We start from the raw sequence: 25,018 nt of genomic DNA, 5'->3' as shown, positions 1-25,018 counted from the left end.
GCCGCATGCAGCACATACTCAGCCTGGACAGCGCCGTCGCCACCCTGACCCAAGGCGGCGTGATCGCCTATCCCACCGAAGCGGTGTGGGGACTGGGCTGCGACCCGCGCCAGCAGGCCGCCGTGTTGCGGCTGCTGGAGATCAAACGCCGCCCGGTCGACAAGGGCGTGATCGTGGTTGCCGCCAGCGTGGATGTGCTGCACGCGTGGGTGGATATTGAGGTGCTGGCGCCGGCCCGCAGGCAGCAGGTGCTGGCCAGCTGGCCCGGCCCGCATACCTGGATTCTGCCGATCACCGCCCAGGCGCCGCGCTGGGTCACCGGCGCGCATGACGGGCTGGCGGTGCGCATCAGCGCACACCCGCTGGTCGCCGCGCTCTGTGCGGCCTGGGGCGGCCCGTTGGTGTCCACCAGCGCCAACCTGGCCGGTGAACCGCCCGCGCGCAGCCGCCAGGCGCTGGACCCGGCCCTGCTGGCCAGCATTGACGGGGTAACGGATGGCGAGGTGGGCGCATTGGCGCAACCGACCCAGATCCGCGACGCCCGCAGCGGACAGATCCTGCGCGACTGAGCCGTCGCAACGCGCCGCCTGTCGGCTCGCCCGCCCCTGAACACCGCCTGCCCCTTTGCCCATAGCCGGGCAGACGCGCACACTGCGGCCATGCGCACCCTCCTGACCCTTCTGCTGCTGGCCACCACGCTGCCTGCGTCGGCAGCCAATACCGCCAGCAAACCGGATCCGAATGTGCGGATCTACCGCTGCGTGAGCAGCACCGGCACCGTCGCCTTGCAGGATGCGCCGTGCAGCAGCGGCCGCCAGCAGGTGCTGGACCTGCAGCGCCCGCAGGATCCGCCGCCGCGACCGCAGCGCGCCATCGCCGCCCCGGCCGCCGTCGCCACGCAGCCGCCGCGCGAGGTGCGCATCATCACCGTGCAGCCGCCGCAGCCGATGTACGAGTGCACCACCGAAGAGGGTGAGCGCTATACCAGCGACAGCCCGGAAGGCAATCCGCGCTGGGTGCCGACCTGGGGCCCGGCCTATGTGGGCAATGGCATTGGCCCGCCGGTCAGCGGCGGCGGCATCCAGCGTCCGCCGATCTCGGTCAGCCCACGCCCGGCGGGCGCGCTGCAGGGAAGCTCCGGACGGGGGGGAAGCCTGCGCGGCGGCGCAAGCTTCGGAGGCGGCGGCTACCAGGGCGGTTACAACGGCGGCGGCCACGGCGGCACCGTGATCGTGCCGTACGGCAACGTGCAGATCCGCGACGAATGCCATGCCCTGCCCGAACAGGAAGTCTGCGCGCGCCTGGCCGACCGTCGCTGGGAACTGATCCGCCGCTACAACAACGCCTTGCAGAGCGAACGCCAGGATCTCAGCCGCGAACAGCGCGGCATCGACGCGCGCCTGCAACGCGATTGTGGCGGCGCATGAGGCGCTGGCTGTGGGTGGCCACGATGGCAGCGTGGGGGTCGGTTGCTGGCGCACAGGAAGTGGCGATCTACCGCTGCACCGATCCCACCGGCGCGCTCACCGTGCAGAACATGCCGTGCCCGAAAGGCATGCAGCAGCAGAAGAAACTGATGACGGCGCCGGCCGCGGTGCCGTTGACGGCGGGTGGATTAGGCGCAGCATCGCCTGTACGTAGCGCGCCCGCTGCGCAGCCGCCCACTAGGCCGAAGACCGATGCCCCGGCTGCGACGCCGGCACCGGTGGCTGCGATGCCACCTGCCACGACCTCGACCTCGACCTCGACCTCCACGCTGCCACCACCGCCCCTGTTCGAATGCACCGCGCACGACAACGGGCGCTATTTCACCGAAGACCGCGAGCCGGCCACGCGCTGCCTGCCGATGCAGACCACCAACCTGGCGGGCGGGCCGGCGACCGGCGGCGGCAGCGCCTGCGAGGTAGTCACCGACCGCTGCGCACCGGTGCCGGACCAGCGCCTGTGCGAGGCCTGGCGCCAGCGTGCCGAGCAGGCCGAATCCACCTGGCGTTTCTCCGACGAGGCGCAATCGGCCGAGCGCAAGCAGCGCTACGCGCAGATGCGCCGGGTGCTGGACGAAAGCCGCTGCGCGAATCCGTCCGCCACACCGTGATATTGGGACTGGCGCTCCGGCGCAGACATGCACGCAGGCGGGCTAAAACCCGTAGCGCAGGAAGCCGCCATCCACTGCGATGCATTCGCCGGTGATGTAGCTGGCTGCCGGCAGGCAGAGGAAGCCGACGGCGGCGGCCACTTCTTCCGGTTCGCCGATGCGGCGCATCGGGGTGCGCTCAATGACCTGCTCGTAGTAATCCGGGTCCGACAACGGCCCGGAGGTGCGACGGGTGCGGATGTACCACGGCGCCACCGCGTTGACGCGGATGCCGTCCTCGGCCCATTCCACCGCCAGGTTGCGGGTCATCTGCTGCAACGCGGCCTTGGTCATGCCGTACGGCGCACCGCTGCGCACATGGGTGATGCCGGAGACGCTGCCGACATTGACGATCGCCGATGCCGCGTGGCGGGTCAGCAGCGGGTGCGCATAACGCGACAACTCGAAGGCGGCGAACACATTGGTTTCGAAGATGCCGCGCCACTGGTCTTCGGTGTAATCGATCGCCGCGCGGGTGATGTTGCCGCCGGCATTGTTGATCAGCAGGTGCAGGCCATCGGCGTGGTCTTCCACCCAGTCCAGAATCGCGCGTCGCTCTTCATCGTCAGCCACATCGGCGGCCAGCCCATGCAGCTCGCGCTCGGGAAATTCCTCGGCCAACTCGTCGCGTGCCTGCGCCAGGGCATCGGCATCGCGCGCCACCATCAGCAGATCCGCGCCGAAGGCCAGCAATTCGCGCGCGATGGCAAAGCCAATGCCGGCGCTGGCACCGGTGATGAGCGCGGTCTGTCCATCCAGCCGCCAACGATGGGTTGTCACGTGGGTGATCCTCTTTCAAGACGCAGGAAACGGCCGCCGCAGCGCAGTTGACGCGCAACGATGGCCCCGGCGTTAGGATACCGCCACCCCGAGCGAGGTCACGACGATGAAACGGCATTGGATTCTTGCGACCAGCGTGATGTTGCTGCTGGGCGCGTGTCAGCGACCGCAACCTGCACCCACCGAGCAGAAGCCCGAGCCGCAGGCCACCGCCCTGCGCGACCACATCCAGCAGCCCTTGAACAAGGCGCACGCGGTGCAGGCGGCAAGCGACCAGGCCGCAGACGATCAACGCAAGGCGATCGACGCGGCCACGCAGTAACCGAAGCCTGCTGTCTGAAGCACGCGCGTTTCTGTCCAGGCAGCAACTGTGCGCGTGCGATTGAGCGCAAGGCGATCACTGCATCTGCGCACGGCCAACACGCGTGCGTTCGCTCGGCCGATGGCTGACTGCCCTTGATCGTGGCGCCATGCGTTCTGCCATCTGTGTTTGCGTCGTTGGCGCGCCCGCATCGCTGCATCACCTGAGCGCAGAGACGACAACGCCGGCACGTGGCCGGCGATGTCGATCCATCACGTTGCAAACGTGCCGCGTCAGAACCCGCAGAAGCAGTACGCCAGCGACTTGACCGGGGTGCCGCCCGCCTTGCTGTCGTGCACGGCGTCTTCGACGAAGCGTAGCTGTGTGTCCACTTCCGGCAGCGAGCGCGCCAGCAGTGCGCGCGCCATGCCCGAGTCGCCCAGCATCCAGGCGCCCATGCGGCTACCGGCAAATCCGCTCATGAACTGCGAGAACGGCGTGGCCGGCTTTTCCACGTAGCGCACGCGGAACTTGCCGCGGCTCAGCTTGGCGCGGTCGGCCGCATCGGCCACCGCTTCGGACATGCCGCCGAACGCATCCACCAGGCCATGCTGCCTGGCCTGCGCACCGCTCCACACGCGGCCGCGTGCGACCTTGTCGATGGCGTCCACCGACTGATGCCGCGCCTGCGCCACCTTGCCGGTGAAGTCGGCGTAGCCCTTGTTGATCACCGCCTGGATCACCTGGCCGGCGGCCGGGTCCAGCGGACGGGTGATGTCGAAGGCGCCGGCAAACCGCGTGGTGCCCACGCCATCGGTATGCACGCCGATCTTGTCCAGCGCGCGGGTCAGGTTGGGCACCATGCCGAAGATGCCGATCGAGCCACTGATGGTCGACGGGTCGGCATAGATGCGATCGGCGTTCATGCTGATCCAGTAGCCGCCCGAGGCCGCCAGATCGCCCATCGACACCACCACCGGCTTGCCGGACTGCTTGAGCGCGACCACCTCGCGACGGATCTGCTCGGAGGCGAACACTTCGCCGCCGGGCGAATCCACGCGCAGCACCACCGCCTTGACCTCGTCGTCGTCGCGCGCCTGACGCAGCAACGCGGCGGTGGACTCGCCACCGATGCGGCCGGCCGGCTGCTCGCCGCCGCTGATCTCGCCGGCGGCCACCACCACGGCCACCTGCGGGCGGCTGTCCATCGCCGAACGCTGCGCCTGCAGCTGGCTCAGATAGTCGTTGAAGCCGATGTTGCGAAAGCCGCTGTCGGCATCGCTGTCGGCCACGCCGCGCTTGGTCAGCAGCGCATCGACTTCCTCGCGCGTCTTGAGCCCGTCGACCAGCTTCTGCTGCAGCGCGAACTTGGCCAGGTCGCCACCGGCAGCGGTCACGCCCTCGGGCAGGGTGTCGATGCCGGCAGTCAGCTGCGCCGGGCTCAGCTTGCGCGCGGTGCCGACATCGGTCAGGTAGCGCTGCCAGACGTCGTTCATCCAGAACAGGTCCGCTTCCTTGGCGTCGGCCGACGCGGCATCGAGGATGTACGGCTCGGCGGCGGATTTGTACTCGCCCACGCGGAACAGATGCACGTCCACGCCGAGCTTGTCCTGCAGGCCCTCGCGGAAATACTGGCGATAACGGCCAAGCCCTTCCAGCAGCACGCTGCCCATCGGGTCGAGGTAGACCTCGTTGGCCTGTGCGGCCAGCAGGTACTGGCCCTGGCTCATGCTCTCGCTGAAGGCGACGATCTGCTTGCCGGAGGCGCGCAGCTTCTGCAACGCCGCGGCCACTTCGCGCTGCGAGGCGAAACCGGCGGGCTGAAACTTGTCCAGGTTCAACACCACCCGCTCGATCTTGCGGTCCTTGCCGGCGGCCTCGATCACCCGCACCAGGTCACGCAGCTGCACTTCCTCGGCGCTCTTGTCGCCGACCGCCTTGGCCAGCGACCGGCTCACCGGGTCGGCGCTGAACTGCTCGACCAGCGTGCCTTCGGGGTTGATCACCAGGGTGGTGCGCTCGGCCAGCGGCTTGGTGCCGTCGCCCCGTGCGATCGCCACCACGAACAGCAGCAGCATCAGGAACAGAAAGCCGAAGAACACCAGGTTGAAGATCAGGCGCCGGGTGAAATTCATCACATCCCACAGGCCGACGAAGAAACTGGCGATGGGACTGCGATGCACGGGGTGGTTCATGGAAAACTCCGTCGAAAGACGCTGCATACAAATCAATGGTGTCCAGCATACCGGCTGCGCGGCGCGCGCGGCATGCGCTGGAAGTCAGGGGGTCGCGCCGGCAGTCAGCCGCCGGCTGGTCTGCCGGAAACGCAAGCCCATCAGGACCGACGCCACGGTCAGGCCCAGGATCAGGCCGATCCACATGCCTTGCGGTCCCCAGCCCAGCCCCAGACCGAGCCCGGCGCCGATCGGCATGCCGACCCCCCAATACGAGAACATCGCCAGGAACATCGGTACACGGGTGTCCTTGAGTCCCCGCAACGCGCCGCTGGACAGCACCTGGATGCCATCGGGAAACTGGAACGTGGCGGCAAACAGCAGCAGCACCGAGGCCAGCGCCGCCACCGCCACGTCATCGGTATAGACGCTCACGATGGCATCGTGGCCCAGCAACAGCACGCTGGCCGACAATGCCTGGGTGCCCAGCACGATGGCGTAGCCGGCCCAGGCCGCGCGCCGCATGCCGAGCGGATCGCCGCGCCCCACCGCATGCCCGACCCGCACGGTGGTGGCCTCGGCCACGCCCATCGGGATCATGAAACACAGCTGCGCGACGTTGATCGCAATCTGGTGCGCGGCCGCTTCGGTGGAGCCGAGCCGGCCGATCAGCAGGGCGGTGACGATGAACAGGCCGCCTTCCATCAGCACGGTGATGCCGATCGGTAGACCGGTGCGCAACAAGTCACCAATCGCCCGCCAGCGCGGCCCCTCGAAACGGGCGAACAACTGCAGGTGCGCAAAGCGGCGCGAGCGCCACAGATACAGCGCAAACACGCTGGCCTGCACCCACATGGTGATCGCCGAGGCCATGCCCAGGCCTTGCGCACCGTGCTCGGCGAAGCCGAATCTGCCATAGGTCAGCGCATAGCCCAGCGGCGCCAGCACCAGCAGGCCGCCAAAGCCCAGCAGCATGGTCGGCAGGGTCCAGTGCATGCCCTCGCTGAGATAGCGCATGCAGAAGTAGAACGTCAGCGCCGGCCCGCCCCAGCGCACCGCGTGCAGGAAGTCGGTCGCGCCCGGCACGATGTCCGGCGCAATCCCGAAGGTGGGCAACAGCGGCGGCACCGCGCTCAGGAACGCGAACATCACCGCACCCAGTCCCAGCGACAGCCACAGGGCCTGGCGGAACAGCGGGCCAATCTCATGCTCGCGGCCGGCACCGCGCAGTTGCGAGACCGAGGCGGTCAACGAGATCAGCGTGCCGATCGGCACCAGCATCGGCAGCCACAGCAGCGAGGTGCCGATGGTGACCGCCGCCAGCGTGGCGGTGCCGTGGTGGCCGGCGATGACGTTGTCGACAAACCCGATCAGGCCGGTGGAGACGTGGCCAAGCACCAGCGGCAATGCGAGCAGGCCGGTGGTGCGCACTTCCGCGGCGAAGCGCGGCGTCGCGGAGGTGGGTGCAGAAGAGACAGACATGAAAACCGATCGCTGCGCGGACTACGGCCGTGCCGGGAGGCGCTGGCACCGGGTCGCGTGGGGCCGCTATCTTACCCGGACTTCCCAGATGGGCAGTTGGGTCGCCGGGAAGACCACGCCACGCCGGGAACACGCGAGCGGCAGATGCGCCGCGTCAGGCGGCCGTGGTGGCTGGTCACCGGGCCCGGATGCCTGGGCTCGAGCGGGGCCGATGTCCTGGTCGTGACGATCGCCATCTTGCACGCGCATTGCCGAAGGCGGCAGCCTCGCATGCCCGAGGCCGGCGTCCGACCTCGGGGCGCGGCATCGAGGATGTGGTCCCCGAGGACGTATGGAGACCACGCCAGCGCAGTGATGCTGCAACAGCGCCACCTCGCCGCTGCCGGTTACCGCGCCAGCTGGCGCTTCAGCCAGGCGCTGCGCGTTGCCGGTGCCTGCGCAAGCAGGGCATCGCGCAAGGCATCGCGCTCCTGCGGTGGCGTGCGTTGTGCCAGCACCGCCAATTGCTCCAGTTGCCCGGCATCCAGGCTGCGCAGCGCCGCCAGCAACGTGTCGCGCTGCGCTGGCGGCACGTAGCCGATCAAGGGCTGCAACTGCGGATAGAACGCGCCCAGCTGCGAACCCAGGCGCCAGCCATCGCGATGCAGGCGATCCATCGCGGTGAACTGCGTGCGCAGCGCGCGCTGCTGGTCTTCGGGCAAACCATGCAGGCGCTCACGTGCCTGCCGCAGTACCACCCGGTCGGTGGCGGTGAGCCCTTTCCAGGCCGCATAGCGGGCGCGCAGCTCGGCCCGCTGCGCAGGCGTCAATGCGTCCCAGCGCGCGCGCTGCTGCGCGGCGCTCGGGGTTGCGGCAGTGGAGACCGCCGGCGTCGGCAGGCCGGACGGCGCGCTCGCGCTGCCTTCTTCCAACGGCGCCGGCAGGGTTTGCGCCGCGGCCATGCCGACCGCGGCCAACACCAGCAGGCCGCACCACTTAATTGTCGTCATCGACGGTCTCCAGGCTGGCGGCAGGCTGGTCGGCGGCGGTGGCATGCGCGCCGGATTCGTCGGCCGGCACCGGATGCCCGGCCGCATACCAGGCGTAGAAATCGGCCGAACGCGCCAGTTCCAGGTCCGGGTCGGCCAGCATCGCCTGGTCGCGTGGATCCATGCCGGGGCTTGCCACAGCCTCGGGCAGGTCGGCGGCGGGAAGGTCTTCCACCAGTACAGGCGCGGCGTCGGTGACATGCAGCACGCCGGCCGGGGCCTGCGAGACCGGCTCGGGCGGCAGCGCCGGCCGGCGATGTGTCCACCCCGCGAGCAGCAGCGCCAATGCCAGCACGGCCAGCACGATGCCGGCGTGGCGGCGGTTGATCCGCGGCCACTGCCATTGGCGGGCGGGACGGGTGCGCGGTGTGGCCGGGCGCCGTGGCTCGGCGGCGGCAGCCACAGGCGCGGCCGCGACAGGCTGCAGCGGCATGCCGGCCAGGGCCGACTCGCGGAGCTGTGCCAGCCGGCTCACCTGCGCCGGGGTGAGGTCGCGCAACTCCTGCTGCGCCGCCTCGGCCAGCACCCGCCAGGCTTGCGCGTCCGGGTTGCCGGCCGCATCGCGTGGGCAGGCACGGGCCAGCGACTGCCGATAAGCCGCCACCTCGATGCCTTGCACCTCGCTGGCGGGCTCTTCTTCCAGCCCGGCCACGATACGCAGCAGCAGCGCCATGCGGTCGGCGGTCTGCATCCGTCCCAGGGCGGTGAACGGCGGCAACCAGGTCCCCGGCATTGGCTCGCGTCGCAGCGGGGGGGCGTTTGCCAGCAGGCTCCAGAAGCGCATCGGCCAGCCGGCCATCGGGCGACCCGCCGCCTGACTGCTGAACGCCCGCAACGCCGCCGCCAAGGCCCGCTCGGCCGCCGCGTCATCGCCACATTGCAGTTGTGCGAGCACCAGACCCCGGCGTTCGACACCGCGCAGGAAAGCTGACAACGCGGCAGGGGTGACAGGGGCGTCGGGGACTACGGTCATGAGAACTCCAGCATCGGCCGGCATGATACCGACGCAATCGGCCCCCGCCGATGGCTTGACAGATCGACCCGGCTACGTTGCGCCCCGGCGCCGCCGGCCACTGTCACCAGCGCGGGTTGTGCACAGCGGCATACATGCCGATACGCAGGCGTCTGTCAACTGTTGGTTTTTCTTTGTTGCATTCGTGTTTCACGCCTAAGTGATTGATCCTGATAGCTTTAAGCCGATTGGCTAAAAAATGTCCAACAGGTTGCAGAGGCTAGTGAATCCGCCTTCACAGCGTGGAGCACGAGACTAATTCACAGGCTTATCCACAGGCTGTGTGGATAAACCCGTTTCCTCAGCCCTCACATAGGTTTACGTCGGATTTATCACTTCGGTCACACAAATGCGTCGTAAGCCCGCGCGCCGATCCGGGGTGATCGGCAGGCGTCTGCCGGGTACTGGACAGGGTCGGTAGACTGACCGGATGTCTTCGACCGTCGCCACCCTGCGCGTCGCCCTGCCGGTGCCGCTGCCCCAACTGTTCGACTATCTGCCCCCGGCTGAGGCCCCGCTGACCGACCCGGCGCGGGTCGGCTGCCGAGTGCGGGTGCCGTTCGGGCCACGCGAGCTGGTCGGGGTGGTGGTGGAGATCGGGCAGTTGGCCTCCGCCGAGGGGCTACGCGCGGCGCTGGCATGGTGCGACGACGCCCCGCTGCTCGTCGACGAGCTGGCCCGCTCGCTGCAGTGGCTGGCGCGTTACACCCATGCCCCGCTGGGCGAAGCCCAGTCCAGCGCCCTGCCCGGCCCGCTGCGCCGCGGCGAGCCGCTGGCCGACACCCACGCCTGGGCCTGGCAACTGACCGAAGCCGGGCGCACCGGCGCCGCCAGCCTGCGTGCCGGCAGCCGCCCCGCCTTGCTGGCCGCCCTGCTGCTGCCCGGCGCGCTCGGCGAAGAACAGCTGGACCCGTTGCTGCCGCAATGGCGCGAGGCCGCACGCAGCCTGGCCAAACGCGACTATGCCGCGCGCGTGGCGGTGCCGGCCGACAGCATCCCGCCCCGCCCCGGCAGCGGCCCGCAGCTCAACGACGAACAACAGGCCGCCGCCGACGCCATCCGTGCGCAAAGCGGTTTCGCCACCTATCTGCTCGATGGCGTCACCGGCAGCGGCAAGACCGAGGTGTACCTGCAAGCAATTGCCGACTGCCTGGCGGCCGGTCGCCAGGCGCTGGTGCTGGTGCCGGAGATCGGCCTGACCCCGCAGACGCTGGGCCGCTTCCGCGCCCGCCTGGGTGTGCCGGTGCACGCGCTGCACTCGGGCCTGTCCGATGGCGAGCGGGCGCGGGTGTGGGCGGCGGCCTGGCGCGGCGAGGCCAAGCTGATCGTCGGCACGCGCTCGGCGGTGTTCATCCCGCTGCCCAATGCCGGGCTGATCGTGATCGACGAAGAACATGACGGCAGCTACAAGCAGCAGGACGGCATCCGCTATCACGCCCGCGACTTCGCGTTGGTGCGCGGCAAGGCGCTGGATGTGCCGGTGATCCTGGGCAGCGCCACGCCATCGCTGGAAAGCCTGCACAACGCCTATTCCGGTCGCTACCAGCATCTGCGCCTGTCGCGCCGGGCCGGCGAGGCGCGTCCGCCGCGCGTGCGCGTGCTCGACGTGCGCAAGCGCCCGCTCAAGGACGGCCTGTCGCCGGAAGTGCTGGCCGGCATCGGCGCCACCCTGGCGCGCGGCGAGCAGGTGCTGGTGTTCAAGAACCGCCGCGGCTATGCGCCGGTGCTGCTATGCCACGACTGCGGCTGGACCGCCGCCTGCCAGCGCTGCAGCACCCCGCTGCACCAGACCCCGATGACCGTGCACGCCGGTGGCCGGCGCCTGCAATGCCACCACTGCGGCGCGCGCCAGCCCGCACCGCTGGCCTGCCCGGCCTGCGGCAGCCTGGCGCTGCAGCCGCAAGGCATCGGCACCGAGCGGCTGGAAGAACGCCTGACCGAGGCGTTCCCGGACTTTCCGGTGGTGCGCATCGACCGCAGCACCACCCAGCGCCGCGACGCGCTGGAAACCCAGCTCGCGCGCCTGGGCAGCGCCGCCGGCATCCTGGTCGGCACCCAGATCCTGGCCAAGGGCCATGACCTGCCACGGCTGACCATGGTGGTGGTGGTCGGCATCGACGAAGGCCTGTTCTCGGCCGACTTCCGTGCCGCCGAGAAACTCTCCCAGCAGCTGATACAGGTGGCAGGACGCGCCGGGCGCGCCGACCGCCCCGGCGAGGTCTGGCTGCAGACCCATCATCCCGAACATCCCCTGCTGCAGACCCTGGTCAACGGCGGCTACCACGCCTTTGCCGATGCCGAACTGCAACAGCGCCAGGCCGCGGGATTTCCGCCATTCGCGCATCTGGCGCTGTTCCGCGCCGAAGCCAAGGACGTGGCAGCGGCCAACCAATTCCTGCTGGCGGTGCGTGGCCTGACCACGGCGGACAGCACCGCGCAATCGCCCGCGTTTGCCGCAGTGGAATGCTACGGCCCGATGCCGGCACCGATGCCGCGCCGCGCCGGTTTCCAGCGCACCCAATTGCTGTTGTCCGCGCAACAGCGTTCGGCGCTGCATCGTCTGCTGGACGCGCAACTGCCTGCGATCTATGCGCTACCGCAGGCGCGACGCGTGCGCTGGTCGCTGGATGTGGATCCGATCGATCTGTATTAGTGCAGGCGTATCGCACACGCGGCGCTGCAGCCAGGCTCACGTTTTGCGCGGTGTGCCCAGGTCCTTGATCGCGCGTGGCGTGATCCTTTGTAGGAGCGCACCTGGGCGCGATGTGGCGTTACCGGGAATGCCATCGCGCCCGGGTGCGCTCCTACGAACAAACGCGAGCCAACAGGCTGCACGTGTCCTCACGCTTTTGTAGGAGCGCGCTTGCGCGCGATGGGGCGTTACTGGGAATGCCCTCGCGCACAAGTGCGCTCCTACAGAAAACGCGGGCTACTTGGTTGCGTGATGTACAAGGCCCATGTACTTGCAACAACGCGTGAGGTCGGCAGCGCGTGCGGCGCCTGCCATGGACCATGCTGGCCTGAGCGGAAACGCAAAACTCAGGTCAGCGCGGTCATTACGCCACGCTGGTAGGCAGGCCGCGCGCACAGGCGCTGATACCAGGCCTGCAGATGCGGCAGCTCGGGGCGCTCGATCGGCATTTCGAACCAGGCGTAGATGAAGCTGCCCAGCGGGATATCGCCCATCGCAAATTGTGCGCCGGACAGATACGGCTGCTGCGCCAGGGCCGCATCGGCGCGTGCCAGCAGTTCGCCCGAGCGCGTCAGCGCCGCGGCGATGCGCGCAGGATCGCGCTCGGCCTGCGGTGTGCGCAGCACGCCCCAGAACAGGTCGCGAAACACACCGGCAAACGTCGAGGTGGTCCAGTCCATCCAGCGATCGCCCAGCGCGCGTTCGGCCGGTGCCTGCGGATACAGGGCCGGCGCATATTGCGCGGCCAGATAGCGCACGATCGCGTTGGACTCCCACAGCACCAACGCGCCATCCTGCATCGTCGGCACCAGGCCATTGGGATTCAACGCGCGATAGGCGGGCGTGTCGTTACGACCAAACGCACCACCGACTTCGATCGAGGTATACGCCACCCCGGCTTCTTCGGCGCACCACAGCACCTTGCGCACGTTGCTGGAATTACGCCGCCCCCATAGCGTGATCGGGCCGTTCCCTGCAGCCGATGGCATTGCAACGTCAGCCATCGTCATTTCCCTGCTGCCGGTTTGGGCGTCGTGCGCGCCGGACGCTTCGCGGTGGAGGCCTGCGTGGCGACAGCGGCCGCTGGCTGCGCTGCCTTCGCCCGCCCGCCCTTGGGCGCATCGCGTACCCATAGGGCCTGCTCGTCCTGCTTGATCTCGAACAGGCCGATCGCACGCACCAGATCGCTGAGTTTGCGATAGCCGTAGTTGCGTGGGTCGAACGAGGCCTGGTTGGCCACCTGCTTGCCCACCGCCCCCAGATGCGCCCAGCCATCGTCTTCGCAGGCACTGTCGATCGCATTGCGCAGCATCTGCACCAGCCGGGTGTCGCCGCGCAGCGCGGTGGCATCCTTGCGGCCGGCGGCGGTGTCACTGGCCGCTGCCGCTTGCTCGCCCAGCGCTTCGACATAGGTGAACTTGGAACAGGCATTGACGAACGGCGCCGGGGTTTTTTTCTCGCCGAAGCCGTACACCTTCATGCCATCGGTGAGCAGCCGCATCACCAGCGGAGTGAAATCCGCATCGCTGGAGACGATCGCAAAGCCATCCAGATTGCGCGCGTACAGCAGGTCCATCGCATCGATCACCATCGCCATGTCCGAGGCGTTCTTGCCCGAGCTGTAGGCAAATTGCTGGATCGGCCGGATCGCATATTCGTGCAGCGCCGCTTCCCAGTTCTTCAGATGCGGGCTCTTCCAGTTGCCGTAGGCGCGGCGCACGTTGGCCACGCCATAGCGCGCCACTTCGGCCAGCACCACGTCGATCTTGCCGGCCGGCGCGTTGTCAGCATCGATCAGCAAGGCGATGCGTTTGTCGGGATTGTCGATCATGGTCATTCCTCGAAGGTGTCGGCAGAGTCGGTGTCGCTTGCGGCATCGATTTCGGTCTCGACGGCATCCGCCGACGGCAGCGTGTATTGGCTGCCGTCGTGCATGGTCAACACGCCATCACTCAGGATCTCACGCTCGGAGCCGCCGCTGACCCAGGTGGCATGCACGCGTCCGCGGCCGCGATCGCCTTCCACCGTGAACACGAAATCGTCGTCGCCCGGCGCCAGACCGGTGCGCACCAGATCCACCCGCATCGTGTGGATCTGGCCGATCTGTTCCTGCACCACGGCATCGTCCTGCAGCGCGGCGCGTGCCTGATCGGCGAACAGCGACCAGCCGAAAACGATCAGCCAGCCGAGCGCGCCCAGCACCACCATGCCGAACAGCACCACGCAGGCCGCCAGCCCGATCAGCCCGATCGTGACGCCACTGAGTTGCTGTCCGGGCGTACGCGCGGCAGCCGCTGCCATCGCCGGCGAAACGGATGGTGATGGCGGCAACGGCGGCAACGGTGGCGGTAGTGACGGCATGCGGTAATCACGTGGATGAGATGCGACATGATGCCGCAGGCGGGCCGCGTTCAGGCGTCATGTTCATTGCCGATGCGGCATGCTGATGAGCCCGCGTCGCATTCCATCGGACCTGACGATGACTTCTTCCCCCTCCCAAGCTCCGCTGCACCTGGTCGTGGTTGGCGGCGGTTTCGCCGGTTTATGGGCCACCCGCGCGCTCGACGATCCCGGCATCCGCATCACCCTGATCGACCGCCAGAACCATCACCTGTTCCAGCCGCTGCTGTATCAGGTCGCCACCGCCGGGCTGTCGGCACCGGATATCGCCGCGCCGCTGCGCCACATCCTGCGCGAACAACGCAACGTCGAGGTACTGCTCGGCGACGTCGCCGAAATCGCACCGGCCTGCCGCGAAGTGGTGCTCGCCGATGGCAGCACGCTCGGCTACGACGTGCTGCTGCTGGCCACTGGCGCCACCCATGCCTACTTCGGCAACGATCAATGGGCCGAGCATGCGCCCGGCCTGAAGACGCTGTACGACGCGCTGGTGCTACGGCGCAAGTTGCTGCTCGCCTTCGAGCGCGCCGAAGCCGAATCCGACCCGGCCGCACGCGCGGCCTGGCTGAGTTTTGCGGTGGTCGGCGGCGGCCCGACCGGCGTCGAGCTGGCAGGCACGCTGGCCGAAATCGCCCGCCACACGCTCAAGAACGAGTTCCGCCATATCGACCCGCAACAGGCGCGCGTGCGCCTGGTCGAAGCCGGCCCACGCGTGCTGCCCTCGTTCCCGGACGATCTCACCGCCAAGGCGCGCAAGCAGCTCGAGCGCCTGGGCGTGGAAGTGCACACCGGCACGCCAGTCACCCACATCGATGCGCTGGGCTACCAGTTGGGCGACACCTTCGTGCCTGCACGCACCGTGGTGTGGGCCGCCGGCGTGGCCGCATCGCCGCTGGCGCGCACGCTCGGCGTACCGCTGGATCGCGCCGGCCGCGTGCTGGTGGAGCCGGACCTGAGCGTGCCTGGCCACCCGGAGATCTTTGTCGGCGGCGACCTGGCCTCGGTCCAGCAGGACGGCCGTCCGGTGCCGGGTGTGGCACCGGCAGCAAAGCAGATGGGCAAGCATATCGCCAAGGCGATCCGCGCCCGCCACCGCGGCCAGCCTGCACCGGCCTTCCGTTATCAGGACTACGGCAACCTGGCCACGATCGGCCGCATGGCCGCCATCGTGCATGTCGGCAAGCTCAAGCTCTCCGGCATCGTGGCCTGGTGGTTCTGGCTGGCCGCGCACGTGTACTTCCTGATCGGTTTCCGCAACCGCTTCGTGGTGCTGGTGAACTGGGCGATGGCGTACTGGAGCTACCAGCGTGCCGCGCGCATCATCTTCGGCGGCGCCACCGACGACCCGCCGCCCAGCAGCAAGGACGGATGACAGCGCCACGGGCCGTACGCGATGCTGTGCGGCCTGATGCGACGGTCTGATCGTGACCACTCTCCTGTTCCTGGTGGATCTGCTCGGCACCTTCGTGTTCGCCCTCAGCGGCGCCACCGTGGCAGTGCGCAATCGTCTGGATCTGTTCGGCGTCCTGGTGCTGTCGTGCGCGGCGGCGGTGTCCGGCGGCATCGTGCGCGATGTGCTGATCGGCGCCACCCCGCCAGCCGCGCTGGTGCATCCGCAGTACCTGCTGGTCGCCTGCCTGGCCGGCGTGGCCGGTTTCTACTGGCATGCGGCGGTGGAGCGGCTGCGCAACCCGGTGCAATTGTTCGACGCGGCCGGGCTGGCGCTGTTTGCGGTCTATGGCACCAGCAAGGCGCTCGACTATCAACTCAGCCCGCTCAGCGCGACCTTGCTCGGCATGCTCAGCGGCATCGGCGGCGGCATCGCCCGCGATCTGCTGGTGGCGCGTACCCCGGTAGTGCTGCAGGCCGAGCTGTACGCCGTCGCCGCGCTGGCCGGCGGCGGCCTGGTCGCGATCGGGCACGTGCTCGACGTGCCGCAGGCCTGGTCGCTGGCGACGGGTGCGCTGGTCTGTTTCGGGCTGCGTTTCATGGCCATCCGCTACGGCTGGCACCTGCCGGTGGCACGCCTGCCGGAATAGCGCAGCCGGCCGCCGTGCGTGGTCGATCACCGGTGAACAAGCACGCGTCTTCAGAATCGAGGCATCACCAGCGCCACACATGCAAACGGCCCGGAAAACCGGGCCGTTTGTGCAACACCTGCAGCATGATCAACGATCAGGCTACGAACAGTGCCTTCATCTTCTTCAGCGCATTCGCCTCGATCTGGCGGATCCGCTCGGCCGACACACCGTACTCGTCGGCCAGCTCCTGCAGCGTCACCTTGGAGTCGGAATCCAGCCAGCGACGCTTGACGATATCACGCGAGCGCGTGTCCAGACCGGCCATGCCTTCGCGCAGCAGCTGCAGCTGATTGTCTTCGCTGTCGTGACGCTCGTAGGCCTGCGACGGATCTTCGTCGTTGGCCACCAGGTAACTGACCGGCGACGGCGGGCCGTGATCGTCGTCTTCGTCGGACGAGGCATCGAAGCCGATATCGCGACCGGACAGACGCGACTCCATCTCCATCACTTCGCGCTCGGAGACGTTCAGGTCCTTGGCAACGGCCGTCACTTCGGAGGCATTGAGCCAGCCCAGGCGGGTCTTGGACTTGCGCAGATTGAAGAACAGCTTGCGCTGCGCCTTGGTCGTGGCGACCTTGACGATGCGCCAATTCTTCAGGATGAACTCGTGCATTTCGGCACGGATCCAATGCACCGCGAAGCTGACCAGGCGCACGCCCATTTCCGGGTCGAAGCGCTTGACCGCCTTCATCAGGCCGATATTGCCTTCCTGGATCAGGTCACCCAGCGGCAGGCCGTAGCCGTTGTAGCCGCGAGCGACGTGCACCACGAAGCGCAGGTGGGAATGGACCAGCTCGCGCGCGGCGTCCAGATCCAGCTCGTCACGGAAGCGACGGGCAAGATTCTGTTCCTCATCGACCGACAGCACCGGGATCTGGTGCACGGCACCGATGTAGGCGTCCAGCGAACCGAGCGCACTGGGAATCGGGAGATTGTTTGCCACAAGGGCAGTCGAGGTGATCTGGTTCATAGGGCACCATCTTAGCAGTCGAACTATTGGACTGCCGGGTACAGGAAGAGTTCCCAGCGTTCCATTTATAGGACGTTCGGGCTTTTGGCTTCACCGTCGTTCTATGGCACAGTTCCCGAATTCAAGTGGCTACGCTACCACTGTGGTCCTGCGCGGACCGTGACAAAGACACCACGAAACGCGCTGACGCCTGTGTCGTTCAGCCGCTGGCCGACGTGGAGTCCAGCACGTTGCGCGGCGGCAGTGACCAGTCGATCGGGCCGAGCCCGCGACGCTGCAGATGCTCGTTGGTCTTGGAGAAGTGCTGGCAGCCCAGAAAGCCGCGATGCGCCGACAACGGCGACGGATGCGGGGCCTTGAACACGCGGTGGCGCGCCTGGTCGATGACCTTGCCCTTGGACTGCGCGTAGCTGCCCCAGAGCAGGAACACCAGGCCTTCGCGCTCGCGATTGAGGGTCTCCACGACATGGTCGGTGAAGCCTTCCCAGCCCTTGTTCTGGTGCGCGCCGGCCCGGCCCTGCTCCACCGTCAGCACCGCATTGAGCAGCAGCACGCCCTGGCGCGCCCACGGCATCAGATAGCCATGGTCCGGCCGCGCAATCCCAAGGTCATCCTGGATCTCCTTGTAGATGTTGAGCAGCGACGGCGGCACCGGCACGCCGGGCAGCACCGAAAAGCACAGCCCATGCGCCTGGCCTTCACCGTGATACGGGTCCTGGCCCAGGATCACCACCTTGACCTGCTCGAACGGGGTGGCGTCGAAGGCCGCAAAGATCTGCGGACCCGGCGGGAACACCCGCGCCCCGGCCGCCTTGCGCTGGCGCAGGAATGCGGACAGCGCCTGCATTTCCGGGCGCAGCAACCAATCGCCCACCCGCGCCTTCCACGACGGTTCCAGCTGGATACGCGCTTCCACTTCAGCCACTTCGGTCATAGCGTGACGGCCTGATCCTCGAGCCGGGCCAGGCGCAGCTGGAACAGCACCTTGGTCACCAGCAGACGTTCTTCGATGGGTTTTTGCACCAGATCGTTGGCGCCGGCGCGCAGCAGCTCGGACTGGTTGCGCGGATTGGTGTCGCCGGTCATCACCAGCACCGGCAGACGGCGCTTGCCGTAGGCGAAATCGATGCGGATGCGCTCGACCACGTCGCGGCCGTTGAGCTCGCCCTTCAGGGTCACATCGGTCAGCACCACGTCGATGCGGCGCTCGGTGCGGCCCAGCGATTCGGCGGTGAGCAGCGCAAAGGCGTCCTCGGCGGTGAGTACGTGGATGACTTTCAGGCTTTGCCGCTCGAGCATGCGCTTGGTCGCCTCGGCTACCACGCGGCTGTCCTCGATATACAGCACGGTCGCGCCGACCACCGGCTCGGGCTGCACATAGCCGCGGATGAAGGTCGCCAGGGCTTCGTGGCCCAGCGCCTTGTCGAAGTAGTCGGTGACGTATTCGGTGAAGCGGCGCTCCACCAGGTGCTGCTGCGCGTCGCCGGAGACCACGATCACCGGCACATAGGCCTGGCCGGCCGCCTCGCGCACGCTGCGCGCCAGCGTCAGGCCGTCACCGTCGGGCAGCGACAGCGAGGTGGTGACCAGATCCACCGCACCGGCTTCCAGCGCCTGGCGCGCTTCGGCGATGCTGGAGCAGCCGATCACCTGCACGTTGGGCAGGTCGCGCTGCAGCACATCGGCGATCAGCTTGCGCACCAGCTTGGAGCCATCGACCACCATCACGCGCGGCGCGTCGCTGATCAGGTGCTTGAGATCTGGTGGATGCATGGCAAGCCTCAGGTCTCGGTGGGACGGGTCTGGCGAAGGAAATGGCCGGTCACCAGCCAGGCGCCCAGCCAACCCAGGACCAGGGTGCCGACCAGCACCATCGCAGAATGCAGCAGATCCAGCCCGTGCAGGGTAAAGGAGCTGCCGTAACTGTCGGCCAGGATCGCCAACGGCGCGCGCAGCGCCAGCCCGGAGGCGGCGATCAGCGCCAGCGCCACGGCGCCGGCACCGAGCCCGTACCAGGCGCCCAGATACAGGAACGGGCGCCGGATGAAGCCATCGCTGGCGCCCAGCAACTGCAGCACGCCGATTTCCTCGCGCCGCGACTGGATATCCAGCCGCACCGTGTTGCCGACCACCAGCACCGCGCCGATCCCCAGCAGTGCCGACAGCACCTGCACCAGCCGCTCGCCGAAACGCAGCCAGCCATCCAGGCGCTTGCGCCACAGCGCGTCGTGCTGCACCTGATCGGCCTGCGGCAAGGCCTGCAGCGCGCCGGCCAGTTGCGCATCATCGGCAGTCTCGGTGGGCGTGACGATCAACAGCGTGGGCAGCGGATTGTCGCCGAGCGCGTCGATCGCTTCGTCGAGCTTGGCGCTCTCGCGCAGCTCGGTCAGCCCCTGCGCTGGCGTGCGCAGCGTGACCCGGACAACATCCGGGCGGGCGCGGAGTTCGCCGGCCAGCGCCTGCGCGGCCTCGGCGCCGATCTCGACCTTCAGGAACAGGTTGATCTCGCGCGACTGCTGCACGCTGCCGGCCAGCAACTTGACGTTGTCCAGCGCGATCGACAGCCCCAGCGGCAAGGCCAGCGCCAGCGCCATCACCACGATGGTCAGCAAGGTGGCCCAGGGCTTGCGCATGGCCCGCCCCAGGCTGAAGGCGATGCTGTGCAGATGGTGGTCGATCCACACGCCGACCCGCGAGGGGGCAACGGCTTCGGTATTGGCGGGCTTGCTCATTCGGCCAGATCCTGCGGCGAGATGTCGTCGACCAGCCGGCCGTGGTCCAGGATCAGCACGCGCTTGCGCATCTGCTTGAGCAGGGCCAGGTCGTGACTGACCACCAGCACGCTGGTCCCGCGTGCCGGCAGCTCGGCGAACAACTGCATGATTTCGGCGGCCAGTGCCGGGTCGAGATTGCCGGTGGGCTCATCGGCTACCAGCAGGCGCGGTTCGCCAACGATGGCGCGGGCAATGCCCACGCGTTGCTGCTCGCCGGCCGACAACTGCGACGGCAGCGCCTTCTCGCGATGGGCCAGACCGATCCGCTCCAATGCCGAGCGCACACGCTTGCCGATCTCCGCACGCCGGGTGCCACGCAGGATCAACGGCAAGGCCACGTTCTCGGCGATGCTGCGGTCGTTGAGCAGACGATGGTCCTGATAGACCGCCCCCACCTGACGACGATGCAGTGGAATCTGCCGGCCGCGCACCTTGAGCAGGTTGCGCTCGCCCAGCAGCACCGCGCCCTGGCTGGGCCGCTCGCTGAGGTGGATCAATTTGAGCAAGGTACTTTTGCCGGCGCCGGAGTGGCCGGTCACGAACAGCATCTCGCCATCGGCCACTTCGAAGCTGACATCGGTCAGCGCCTGGTGGCCACCGGCGTAGTGCTTGCTGACGTTGTCGAAACGCAGAACGGTCATCCAGCGATTATGCCGGAGCGCCAGCGCTTGCGTCGCATCGCCGGAGTCCGGCGATGCGATTGCAGCCGTGGGCGATCAGTTGCCGGAGACCAGCGAACGCAGGCGACGACCGATACGGCTCAGCAGCGACGGGCTGCCGGACGGCTTGGCGGCGCTGCGCACCGGCTTGGCGACCACCTGGGTGGGCTTGCGCGGAGCGGCAGGTGCGGCGGCCGGTGTGGAGGCCACTGCCGGCTCGGCCCCTTCGACCGGGCGGCCGTTGCGACGACGACGACGCTTGCGCGGTGCGCGCTCGGCATCGGCGACGATGGTAGAAGGCGCCTCGACCGACGCTGCAGCAACCACCGGCGTCTCGCTCGGTGCGGCCACTGCCGGGGCGTCGCCCTCCACACGTGGCTTGCGACGCGGACGCGGCTTGCCATCGGCACTGCCGCCGTCGCGACGACCGCCGCCACTGCCGCTGCGCGATGCGCCGCCCGGGCCACTGCGACCACCGCCACGACGCTGTTCTTCGGCGGCCCGCTGCTCGCGCGCCTCGCGGAAGATCGTGCCGACGCTGTCGCCAGCGTCGTCATCGGCCTCTTCGCCTTCCACCGGCGCGCGCGCGGTGCGCGGCAGCGGCGTTAGCAGCTCGGAGGTCACCGGTTCGACCGGGATCTTCTGCTCGATATAGGCCTCGATATCCGGCAGGCTCATCGCATAGCGCTCGCAGGCGAAGCTGATCGCATCGCCCTCTTCGCCCAGCCGCGCGGTACGGCCGATGCGGTGCACGTAATCTTCCGCATCGAACGGCAGGTCGTAGTTGTAGACGTACTTGACGCCGTCGATATGCAGGCCGCGCGCGGCCACGTCGGTGGCGACGAGGATCTCGAGCTGGCCCTTCTGGAAGCGGTTGAGCAGCGACTCGCGCTTTTTCTGCGGCACATCGCCCGACAGCACGCCGACGCGGTAGCCATGCCGCTCCAACGTGCGCGCCACGCGCTCGACGAACGCCTTGGTATTGACGAACACCATGGTGCGCGCGCCTTCGCTACGCGACAGCAGGCCCAACAGCAGCGTCTGCTTTTCTTCGTCGGACGGGAAATAGATGCGCTGGCGCACCCGTGCGGCGGTGATGGTCTCGGTTTCGACCACCAGCTTTTCCGGCTCGTTCATGTGCTCGTAGGCGAGCTCGAGCACGCGATGGCTGAGCGTGGCCGAGAACAGCAGAGTCTGCCGGGTGCCGCGCTCGGGCATGCGCCGCAGCAGGAAGCGGATGTCCTTGATGAAGCCCAGGTCGAACATGCGGTCGGCTTCGTCCAGCACGCAGATCTCGCAGGCGTGCAGCGAGACCACCTTGTGCTGCTTGACGTAGTCGATCAGCCGGCCCGGAGTGGCGATGATCACGTCCACGCCCTGCTGCAGCAGCTCGCGCTGCTTGTCGTAGTCCACCCCGCCGTAGACCAGCGCAAAGCGCAGGCCCAGGTCGGCGCCGAACTTGACCGCATCCTTGTGGATCTGGATCGCCAGCTCGCGGGTGGGCGCCAGGATCAGCGCGCGCGGGTCTTCCGGCTTGCGGTCGGCCAGCGCCGGCCGGATCAGCAGGCGGTTCATCACCGCCACCAGGAACGCCAGGGTCTTGCCGGTGCCGGTCTGGGCCTGGCCGGCGACGTCGCCGCCTGGCAGCGCGACCGGCAGGGTCAGCGCCTGGATCGGGGTACAGCGAGTAAACCCGGCGCTCTCCAGCCCGGTGATCAACGCCGGATGCAGGTCGAACGTGGAAAAAGTCAAATCGGTCAGCGGTTTGTCGCTCATTATTCCGTCTTCGTGAGGCGCCCTGGGCAGCCCGGGCGCGGCTTGCATCGATGCCGACAGCGTCGCAAACTGCGGCTGTTGTGGCGGACAGCGCGGCTTCAGGACTGACACTTGATTCAGTCGCGCAATGCCCCAGTTTAACGCAATGTAGCGGCCTGCCCGTTCGGGCGGGCCGTTTTGGTTTCCAGGAGACCCAACGTGAGCGACAAGGTTCAACATGTCGGCGATGCCGACTTCGATACAGCTGTACTGCAATCCGGCGAACCGGTGCTGGTGGATTTCTGGGCCGAGTGGTGCGGACCCTGCAAGATGATCGCCCCGGTGCTGGACGATCTGGCCGATACATACCAGGGCAGACTGAAGGTTGCCAAGGTCAATGTGGACCAGAACCGCGCCCTGGCCATCAAGTACCACGTGCGTTCGATCCCGATGCTGTTGCTGTTCAAGGACGGGCAGGTGCAGGCCACCCAGATCGGTGCGGTTGGCAAGGGCCAGCTGACCCAGATGATCGACAAGACCCTGGGCGGCGCGGTCGCCTGAGAGAGCGGGCGTCCAGCGATGGGCGCCCCGTGATGCGCCAGCAGTTAAATCCTGCTGAGGCAGGCGCTTGCGCGGTTGCGCGCAGCGGTGATAGTGTCAGTTGATCCGGAGCACGTTCGTGCGCCGACGTACCCCTCTAGAAACCTCTTCTAGACTCCCATCACCTAAAGTTCGCCCCCCAGCCGGGCGCTCGCACTCTTAGCGAGGAATCACGCACTTGTCCGATCATCCTTCCTCCGATACCGGGAGCAGCGTCGACGCTCCTGTCGAGAAGCGCGTGCGCAAGCCGCGCGTGAGCAAGACCGCCGCTGCCACCGACGATGGTGGCGCGCAGCAGCCCAACCTGCCCTTGCCCGCCAGCCCCGCACCCGAGACTCCACGTGCCCCGCAGGCCCCGTCGCACGCTGCCGATTCGGCACCGGCGCAGACGTCCGGCGATGGCGCCTCCTATGCCGGTAACGCCCCCAGCGCCAACCAGGGCAACCAGGGCGGCGACACCCATGGCGACTCCCGCGAGGGTGGCCAGACACAGCAGCAGCGCTTCAATCAGGCGCAGCAGCAGCAGAACCAGAATCAGGCGCAGCACCGGTCCCAGGGCCAGAACCAGGCTCAGCCCCAGGCGCAGGGTCAGGGTCAGGACCAAGCCCAGAATGGCGGCCAGAGTCAGCAAGGCCAGGGCCAGGGGCAGAACCAGCAAGGCAACCGCCGTGACCGCTTCCGCAACCGCCGCGACCGTGGACGCGACCGCTTCGGCAACGAAGGTGGCGGCGGCATGCCGTCGTCGGATGGCAGCAACGAGCCGTTCATCGCGCGCCCGCACCCGGCCGTGCCGGAAGGCTTCCCGATCTACTCGCTGAGCGATCTCAAGCGGATGCCGGCGCAGAAGCTGCTGGATATCGCCGACCAGCTCAACATCCAGGAAGGCGTGGCGCGCGCGCGCAAGCAGGACGTGATCTTTGCCCTGCTCAAGGTGCTGACCCGCCACGGCGAGGGCGTTGCCGCCGACGGCGTGCTGGAAATCCTACCCGACGGCTTCGGCTTCCTGCGTGCCGCAGAAGCCAGCTACCTGGCCGGCCCGGACGATACCTATATCTCGCCCAGCCAGATCCGCCGCTTCAACCTGCGCACCGGCGATCACCTGTCCGGCCGCATCCGCTTCCCGAAGGACGGCGAACGCTATTTCGCGCTGTCGATCGTCGACACCATCAATGGCGAGCCGCTGGAAGCGAGCAAGAACAAGGTGCTGTTCGAGAACCTGACCCCGCTGTTTCCACGCCGGCGCTTCCGGCTGGAGCGTGGCGATGGATCGACCGAGGACATCACCGGCCGCATCCTGGATCTGATGGCGCCGCAGGGTAAAGGTCAGCGCGCGCTGATCGTCTCCCCGCCCAAGGCCGGCAAGACGATGATGATGCAGCAGGTGGCCACGGCCATCACCAGCAATCATCCCGAAGTGCACATGATCGTGCTGCTGATCGACGAGCGCCCGGAAGAAGTGACCGAAATGCAGCGCACCGTGCGCGGCGAGGTCATCTCCTCCACCTTCGACGAACCGGCCGCGCGCCACGTGCAGGTCGCCGAGATGGTGATCGAGCGCGCCAAGCGCCTGGTCGAGCACAAGAAGGACGTGGTGATCCTACTCGACTCGATCACCCGTCTTGCGCGCGCCTACAACAACGTGGTGCCCAGCTCCGGCAAGGTGCTCACCGGTGGTGTGGACGCCAATGCGCTGCACCGTCCCAAGCGCTTCTTTGGTGCGGCCCGTAACGTCGAAGAGGGCGGCTCGCTGACCATCATCGCCACGGCGCTGGTGGAAACCGGCAGCAAGATGGACGAGGTGATCTACGAAGAGTTCAAGGGCACCGGCAACAGCGAAGTGCACCTGAACCGTCGCATCACCGAAAAGCGCGTGTATCCGGCGATCGACATCAACCGCTCGGGCACGCGTCGCGAAGACCTGCTGATCGAGCCGGAGCTGCTGCAGAAGATCTGGATCCTGCGCAAGCTGCTGCACCCGATGGATGAAATCGCGGCAATGGAATTCCTGCTGGACAAGATGAAGACCACCAAGTCCAACGACGAGTTCTTCAGTTCGATGAAGCGCTGATTTCGAGCAAATTGATCGAGACGAAAAAGCCCCGCATTGCGGGGCTTTTTTGTTGCTGCGGAGTTGTGTCCGACGGGCATCGCCGCGCCACGCACATCGGCATTCGGC

Annotated in this window: 23 protein-coding genes; 9 read left to right on the top strand and 14 right to left on the bottom strand. The window is 67.8% G+C overall.

The features are described 5' to 3' along the window. Window positions 1-5 precede the first annotated feature (5 nt). The 3 genes from LL972_RS07275 to LL972_RS07265 all read left to right on the top strand — a co-directional run bounded on the left by LL972_RS07275 (window position 6) and on the right by LL972_RS07265 (window position 2,095). A complete protein-coding gene (locus LL972_RS07275; RefSeq protein ID WP_228327007.1) occupies window positions 6-569 on the top strand; it encodes a Sua5/YciO/YrdC/YwlC family protein in 564 nt (187 codons plus the stop codon). Window positions 570-659: 90 nt separating this feature from the next. Next, window positions 660-1,427, top strand: coding sequence for a DUF4124 domain-containing protein (locus LL972_RS07270; RefSeq protein ID WP_228327006.1), 768 nt, complete (start codon window positions 660-662; stop codon window positions 1,425-1,427). After that, window positions 1,424-2,095, top strand: a complete 672-nt coding sequence (locus tag LL972_RS07265; RefSeq protein WP_228327005.1) for a DUF4124 domain-containing protein — start codon at window positions 1,424-1,426, stop codon at window positions 2,093-2,095. Before LL972_RS07270 ends, LL972_RS07265 begins: the two co-directional genes overlap by 4 nt. A gap of 42 nt (window positions 2,096-2,137) precedes the next feature. Here LL972_RS07265 and LL972_RS07260 read toward each other — a convergent pair whose 3' ends face one another. Continuing rightward, window positions 2,138-2,914, bottom strand: a complete 777-nt coding sequence (locus LL972_RS07260) for an SDR family oxidoreductase (protein WP_024938534.1) — start codon at window positions 2,912-2,914, stop codon at window positions 2,138-2,140. A gap of 106 nt (window positions 2,915-3,020) precedes the next feature. Between LL972_RS07260 and LL972_RS07255 the strand changes: the two genes are divergently transcribed. Next, on the top strand, window positions 3,021-3,236 hold the full coding sequence (locus LL972_RS07255) for a hypothetical protein (protein WP_228327004.1): 216 nt from the start codon (window positions 3,021-3,023) through the stop codon (window positions 3,234-3,236). Window positions 3,237-3,508: 272 nt separating this feature from the next. Here the strand turns inward: LL972_RS07255 and sppA are convergent, their stop codons facing one another. From sppA to LL972_RS07235, 4 genes are all read right to left on the bottom strand, one after another. After that, on the bottom strand, window positions 3,509-5,410 hold the full coding sequence (sppA, locus tag LL972_RS07250; protein ID WP_228327003.1) for a signal peptide peptidase SppA: 1,902 nt from the start codon (window positions 5,408-5,410) through the stop codon (window positions 3,509-3,511). An 84-nt stretch (window positions 5,411-5,494) separates the two neighbouring features. Further along, complete coding sequence (locus LL972_RS07245; protein WP_228327002.1) at window positions 5,495-6,871, bottom strand: MATE family efflux transporter; 1,377 nt, start codon at window positions 6,869-6,871, stop codon at window positions 5,495-5,497. A gap of 386 nt (window positions 6,872-7,257) precedes the next feature. Then, a complete protein-coding gene (locus tag LL972_RS07240; RefSeq protein ID WP_228327001.1) occupies window positions 7,258-7,860 on the bottom strand; it encodes a DUF3106 domain-containing protein in 603 nt (200 codons plus the stop codon). Then, the gene (locus LL972_RS07235) at window positions 7,847-8,872 is read right to left on the bottom strand and encodes a hypothetical protein (protein ID WP_228327000.1); all 1,026 of its coding nucleotides are present in this window, start codon (window positions 8,870-8,872) and stop codon (window positions 7,847-7,849) included. The genes LL972_RS07240 and LL972_RS07235 overlap by 14 nt, the downstream gene beginning before the upstream one ends. Before the next feature lie 469 nt (window positions 8,873-9,341). On the opposite strand from LL972_RS07235, the gene LL972_RS07230 reads away from it, so the two are divergent. Further along, the gene (locus LL972_RS07230) at window positions 9,342-11,564 is read left to right on the top strand and encodes a primosomal protein N' (protein WP_228326999.1); all 2,223 of its coding nucleotides are present in this window, start codon (window positions 9,342-9,344) and stop codon (window positions 11,562-11,564) included. 386 nt (window positions 11,565-11,950) lie between these two features. On the opposite strand, the gene LL972_RS07225 is transcribed toward LL972_RS07230, so the two are convergent. The 3 genes from LL972_RS07225 to LL972_RS07215 are packed head-to-tail and all read right to left on the bottom strand — an operon-like array spanning window position 11,951 to window position 13,964. Then, on the bottom strand, window positions 11,951-12,607 hold the full coding sequence (locus LL972_RS07225; protein ID WP_228326998.1) for a glutathione S-transferase family protein: 657 nt from the start codon (window positions 12,605-12,607) through the stop codon (window positions 11,951-11,953). Between the two features lie 2 nt (window positions 12,608-12,609). Beyond that, the gene (locus tag LL972_RS07220; RefSeq protein ID WP_228326997.1) at window positions 12,610-13,440 is read right to left on the bottom strand and encodes an NYN domain-containing protein; all 831 of its coding nucleotides are present in this window, start codon (window positions 13,438-13,440) and stop codon (window positions 12,610-12,612) included. Further along, the gene (locus LL972_RS07215; protein ID WP_228326996.1) at window positions 13,437-13,964 is read right to left on the bottom strand and encodes a hypothetical protein; all 528 of its coding nucleotides are present in this window, start codon (window positions 13,962-13,964) and stop codon (window positions 13,437-13,439) included. Before LL972_RS07215 ends, LL972_RS07220 begins: the two co-directional genes overlap by 4 nt. A 118-nt stretch (window positions 13,965-14,082) precedes the next feature. Between LL972_RS07215 and LL972_RS07210 the strand changes: the two genes are divergently transcribed. Then, window positions 14,083-15,375, top strand: a complete 1,293-nt coding sequence (locus tag LL972_RS07210; protein ID WP_228326995.1) for an NAD(P)/FAD-dependent oxidoreductase — start codon at window positions 14,083-14,085, stop codon at window positions 15,373-15,375. A 52-nt stretch (window positions 15,376-15,427) separates the two neighbouring features. Next, entirely contained in the window at window positions 15,428-16,042 is a 615-nt protein-coding gene (locus LL972_RS07205) for a trimeric intracellular cation channel family protein (protein ID WP_228326994.1), read from the top strand. 136 nt (window positions 16,043-16,178) lie between these two features. Here the strand turns inward: LL972_RS07205 and rpoH are convergent, their stop codons facing one another. The 6 genes from rpoH to rhlB all read right to left on the bottom strand — a co-directional run bounded on the left by rpoH (window position 16,179) and on the right by rhlB (window position 22,263). Next, the gene (gene rpoH, locus LL972_RS07200) at window positions 16,179-17,054 is read right to left on the bottom strand and encodes an RNA polymerase sigma factor RpoH (protein WP_024938885.1); all 876 of its coding nucleotides are present in this window, start codon (window positions 17,052-17,054) and stop codon (window positions 16,179-16,181) included. A gap of 199 nt (window positions 17,055-17,253) precedes the next feature. Further along, window positions 17,254-17,979: a uracil-DNA glycosylase gene (ung, locus tag LL972_RS07195; RefSeq protein ID WP_228327028.1), complete on the bottom strand. Its 726-nt coding sequence runs from the start codon at window positions 17,977-17,979 to the stop codon at window positions 17,254-17,256. 5 nt (window positions 17,980-17,984) lie between these two features. Then, window positions 17,985-18,827: a response regulator gene (locus LL972_RS07190; RefSeq protein WP_164739090.1), complete on the bottom strand. Its 843-nt coding sequence runs from the start codon at window positions 18,825-18,827 to the stop codon at window positions 17,985-17,987. An 8-nt stretch (window positions 18,828-18,835) separates the two neighbouring features. Next, on the bottom strand, window positions 18,836-19,786 hold the full coding sequence (gene ftsX / locus LL972_RS07185; protein WP_228326993.1) for a permease-like cell division protein FtsX: 951 nt from the start codon (window positions 19,784-19,786) through the stop codon (window positions 18,836-18,838). Next, on the bottom strand, window positions 19,783-20,469 hold the full coding sequence (gene ftsE / locus LL972_RS07180; protein WP_003484499.1) for a cell division ATP-binding protein FtsE: 687 nt from the start codon (window positions 20,467-20,469) through the stop codon (window positions 19,783-19,785). The genes ftsX and ftsE overlap by 4 nt, the downstream gene beginning before the upstream one ends. 75 nt (window positions 20,470-20,544) lie before the next feature. Then, window positions 20,545-22,263 carry an ATP-dependent RNA helicase RhlB gene (gene rhlB, locus LL972_RS07175; protein WP_228326992.1) on the bottom strand — a complete coding sequence of 573 codons (1,719 nt, stop codon included), beginning with the start codon at window positions 22,261-22,263 and terminating at the stop codon, window positions 20,545-20,547. 198 nt (window positions 22,264-22,461) lie between these two features. Here rhlB and trxA point away from each other — a divergent pair, with 198 nt between their 5' ends. After that, on the top strand, window positions 22,462-22,803 hold the full coding sequence (gene trxA, locus LL972_RS07170; protein ID WP_228326991.1) for a thioredoxin TrxA: 342 nt from the start codon (window positions 22,462-22,464) through the stop codon (window positions 22,801-22,803). 217 nt (window positions 22,804-23,020) lie between these two features. Next, window positions 23,021-24,910, top strand: coding sequence for a transcription termination factor Rho (gene rho, locus LL972_RS07165; protein ID WP_228326990.1), 1,890 nt, complete (start codon window positions 23,021-23,023; stop codon window positions 24,908-24,910). The last annotated feature ends 108 nt before the right edge of the window (window positions 24,911-25,018 follow it).

Origin of the sequence: Xanthomonas campestris pv. asclepiadis, from assembly GCF_020784175.1 — a bacterium.
Taxonomy (GTDB): Bacteria; Pseudomonadota; Gammaproteobacteria; order Xanthomonadales; family Xanthomonadaceae; genus Xanthomonas; species Xanthomonas campestris_D.
The sequence above is the reverse complement of the archived record's forward strand: the minus strand, read 5'-3'. Positions and strand labels throughout refer to the sequence as shown.

What these genes read in the sequence shown, in the direction of transcription:
- LL972_RS07235 (WP_228327000.1), bottom strand. Translation starts at nt 8,872, where the DNA reads ATGACCGTAGTCCCCGACGCCCCTGTCACCCCTGCCGCGTTGTCAGCT.
- LL972_RS07270 (WP_228327006.1), top strand. Translation starts at nt 660, where the DNA reads ATGCGCACCCTCCTGACCCTTCTGCTGCTGGCCACCACGCTGCCTGCG.
- rhlB (WP_228326992.1), bottom strand. Translation starts at nt 22,263, where the DNA reads ATGAGCGACAAACCGCTGACCGATTTGACTTTTTCCACGTTCGACCTG.
- LL972_RS07190 (WP_164739090.1), bottom strand. Translation starts at nt 18,827, where the DNA reads ATGCATCCACCAGATCTCAAGCACCTGATCAGCGACGCGCCGCGCGTG.
- LL972_RS07275 (WP_228327007.1), top strand. Translation starts at nt 6, where the DNA reads ATGCAGCACATACTCAGCCTGGACAGCGCCGTCGCCACCCTGACCCAA.
- rpoH (WP_024938885.1), bottom strand. Translation starts at nt 17,054, where the DNA reads ATGAACCAGATCACCTCGACTGCCCTTGTGGCAAACAATCTCCCGATT.
- LL972_RS07240 (WP_228327001.1), bottom strand. Translation starts at nt 7,860, where the DNA reads ATGACGACAATTAAGTGGTGCGGCCTGCTGGTGTTGGCCGCGGTCGGC.
- LL972_RS07210 (WP_228326995.1), top strand. Translation starts at nt 14,083, where the DNA reads ATGACTTCTTCCCCCTCCCAAGCTCCGCTGCACCTGGTCGTGGTTGGC.
- LL972_RS07230 (WP_228326999.1), top strand. Translation starts at nt 9,342, where the DNA reads ATGTCTTCGACCGTCGCCACCCTGCGCGTCGCCCTGCCGGTGCCGCTG.
- LL972_RS07245 (WP_228327002.1), bottom strand. Translation starts at nt 6,871, where the DNA reads ATGTCTGTCTCTTCTGCACCCACCTCCGCGACGCCGCGCTTCGCCGCG.
- LL972_RS07225 (WP_228326998.1), bottom strand. Translation starts at nt 12,607, where the DNA reads ATGGCTGACGTTGCAATGCCATCGGCTGCAGGGAACGGCCCGATCACG.
- LL972_RS07215 (WP_228326996.1), bottom strand. Translation starts at nt 13,964, where the DNA reads ATGCCGTCACTACCGCCACCGTTGCCGCCGTTGCCGCCATCACCATCC.
- ftsE (WP_003484499.1), bottom strand. Translation starts at nt 20,469, where the DNA reads ATGACCGTTCTGCGTTTCGACAACGTCAGCAAGCACTACGCCGGTGGC.
- ftsX (WP_228326993.1), bottom strand. Translation starts at nt 19,786, where the DNA reads ATGAGCAAGCCCGCCAATACCGAAGCCGTTGCCCCCTCGCGGGTCGGC.
- LL972_RS07255 (WP_228327004.1), top strand. Translation starts at nt 3,021, where the DNA reads ATGAAACGGCATTGGATTCTTGCGACCAGCGTGATGTTGCTGCTGGGC.
- LL972_RS07220 (WP_228326997.1), bottom strand. Translation starts at nt 13,440, where the DNA reads ATGACCATGATCGACAATCCCGACAAACGCATCGCCTTGCTGATCGAT.
- LL972_RS07265 (WP_228327005.1), top strand. Translation starts at nt 1,424, where the DNA reads ATGAGGCGCTGGCTGTGGGTGGCCACGATGGCAGCGTGGGGGTCGGTT.
- sppA (WP_228327003.1), bottom strand. Translation starts at nt 5,410, where the DNA reads ATGAACCACCCCGTGCATCGCAGTCCCATCGCCAGTTTCTTCGTCGGC.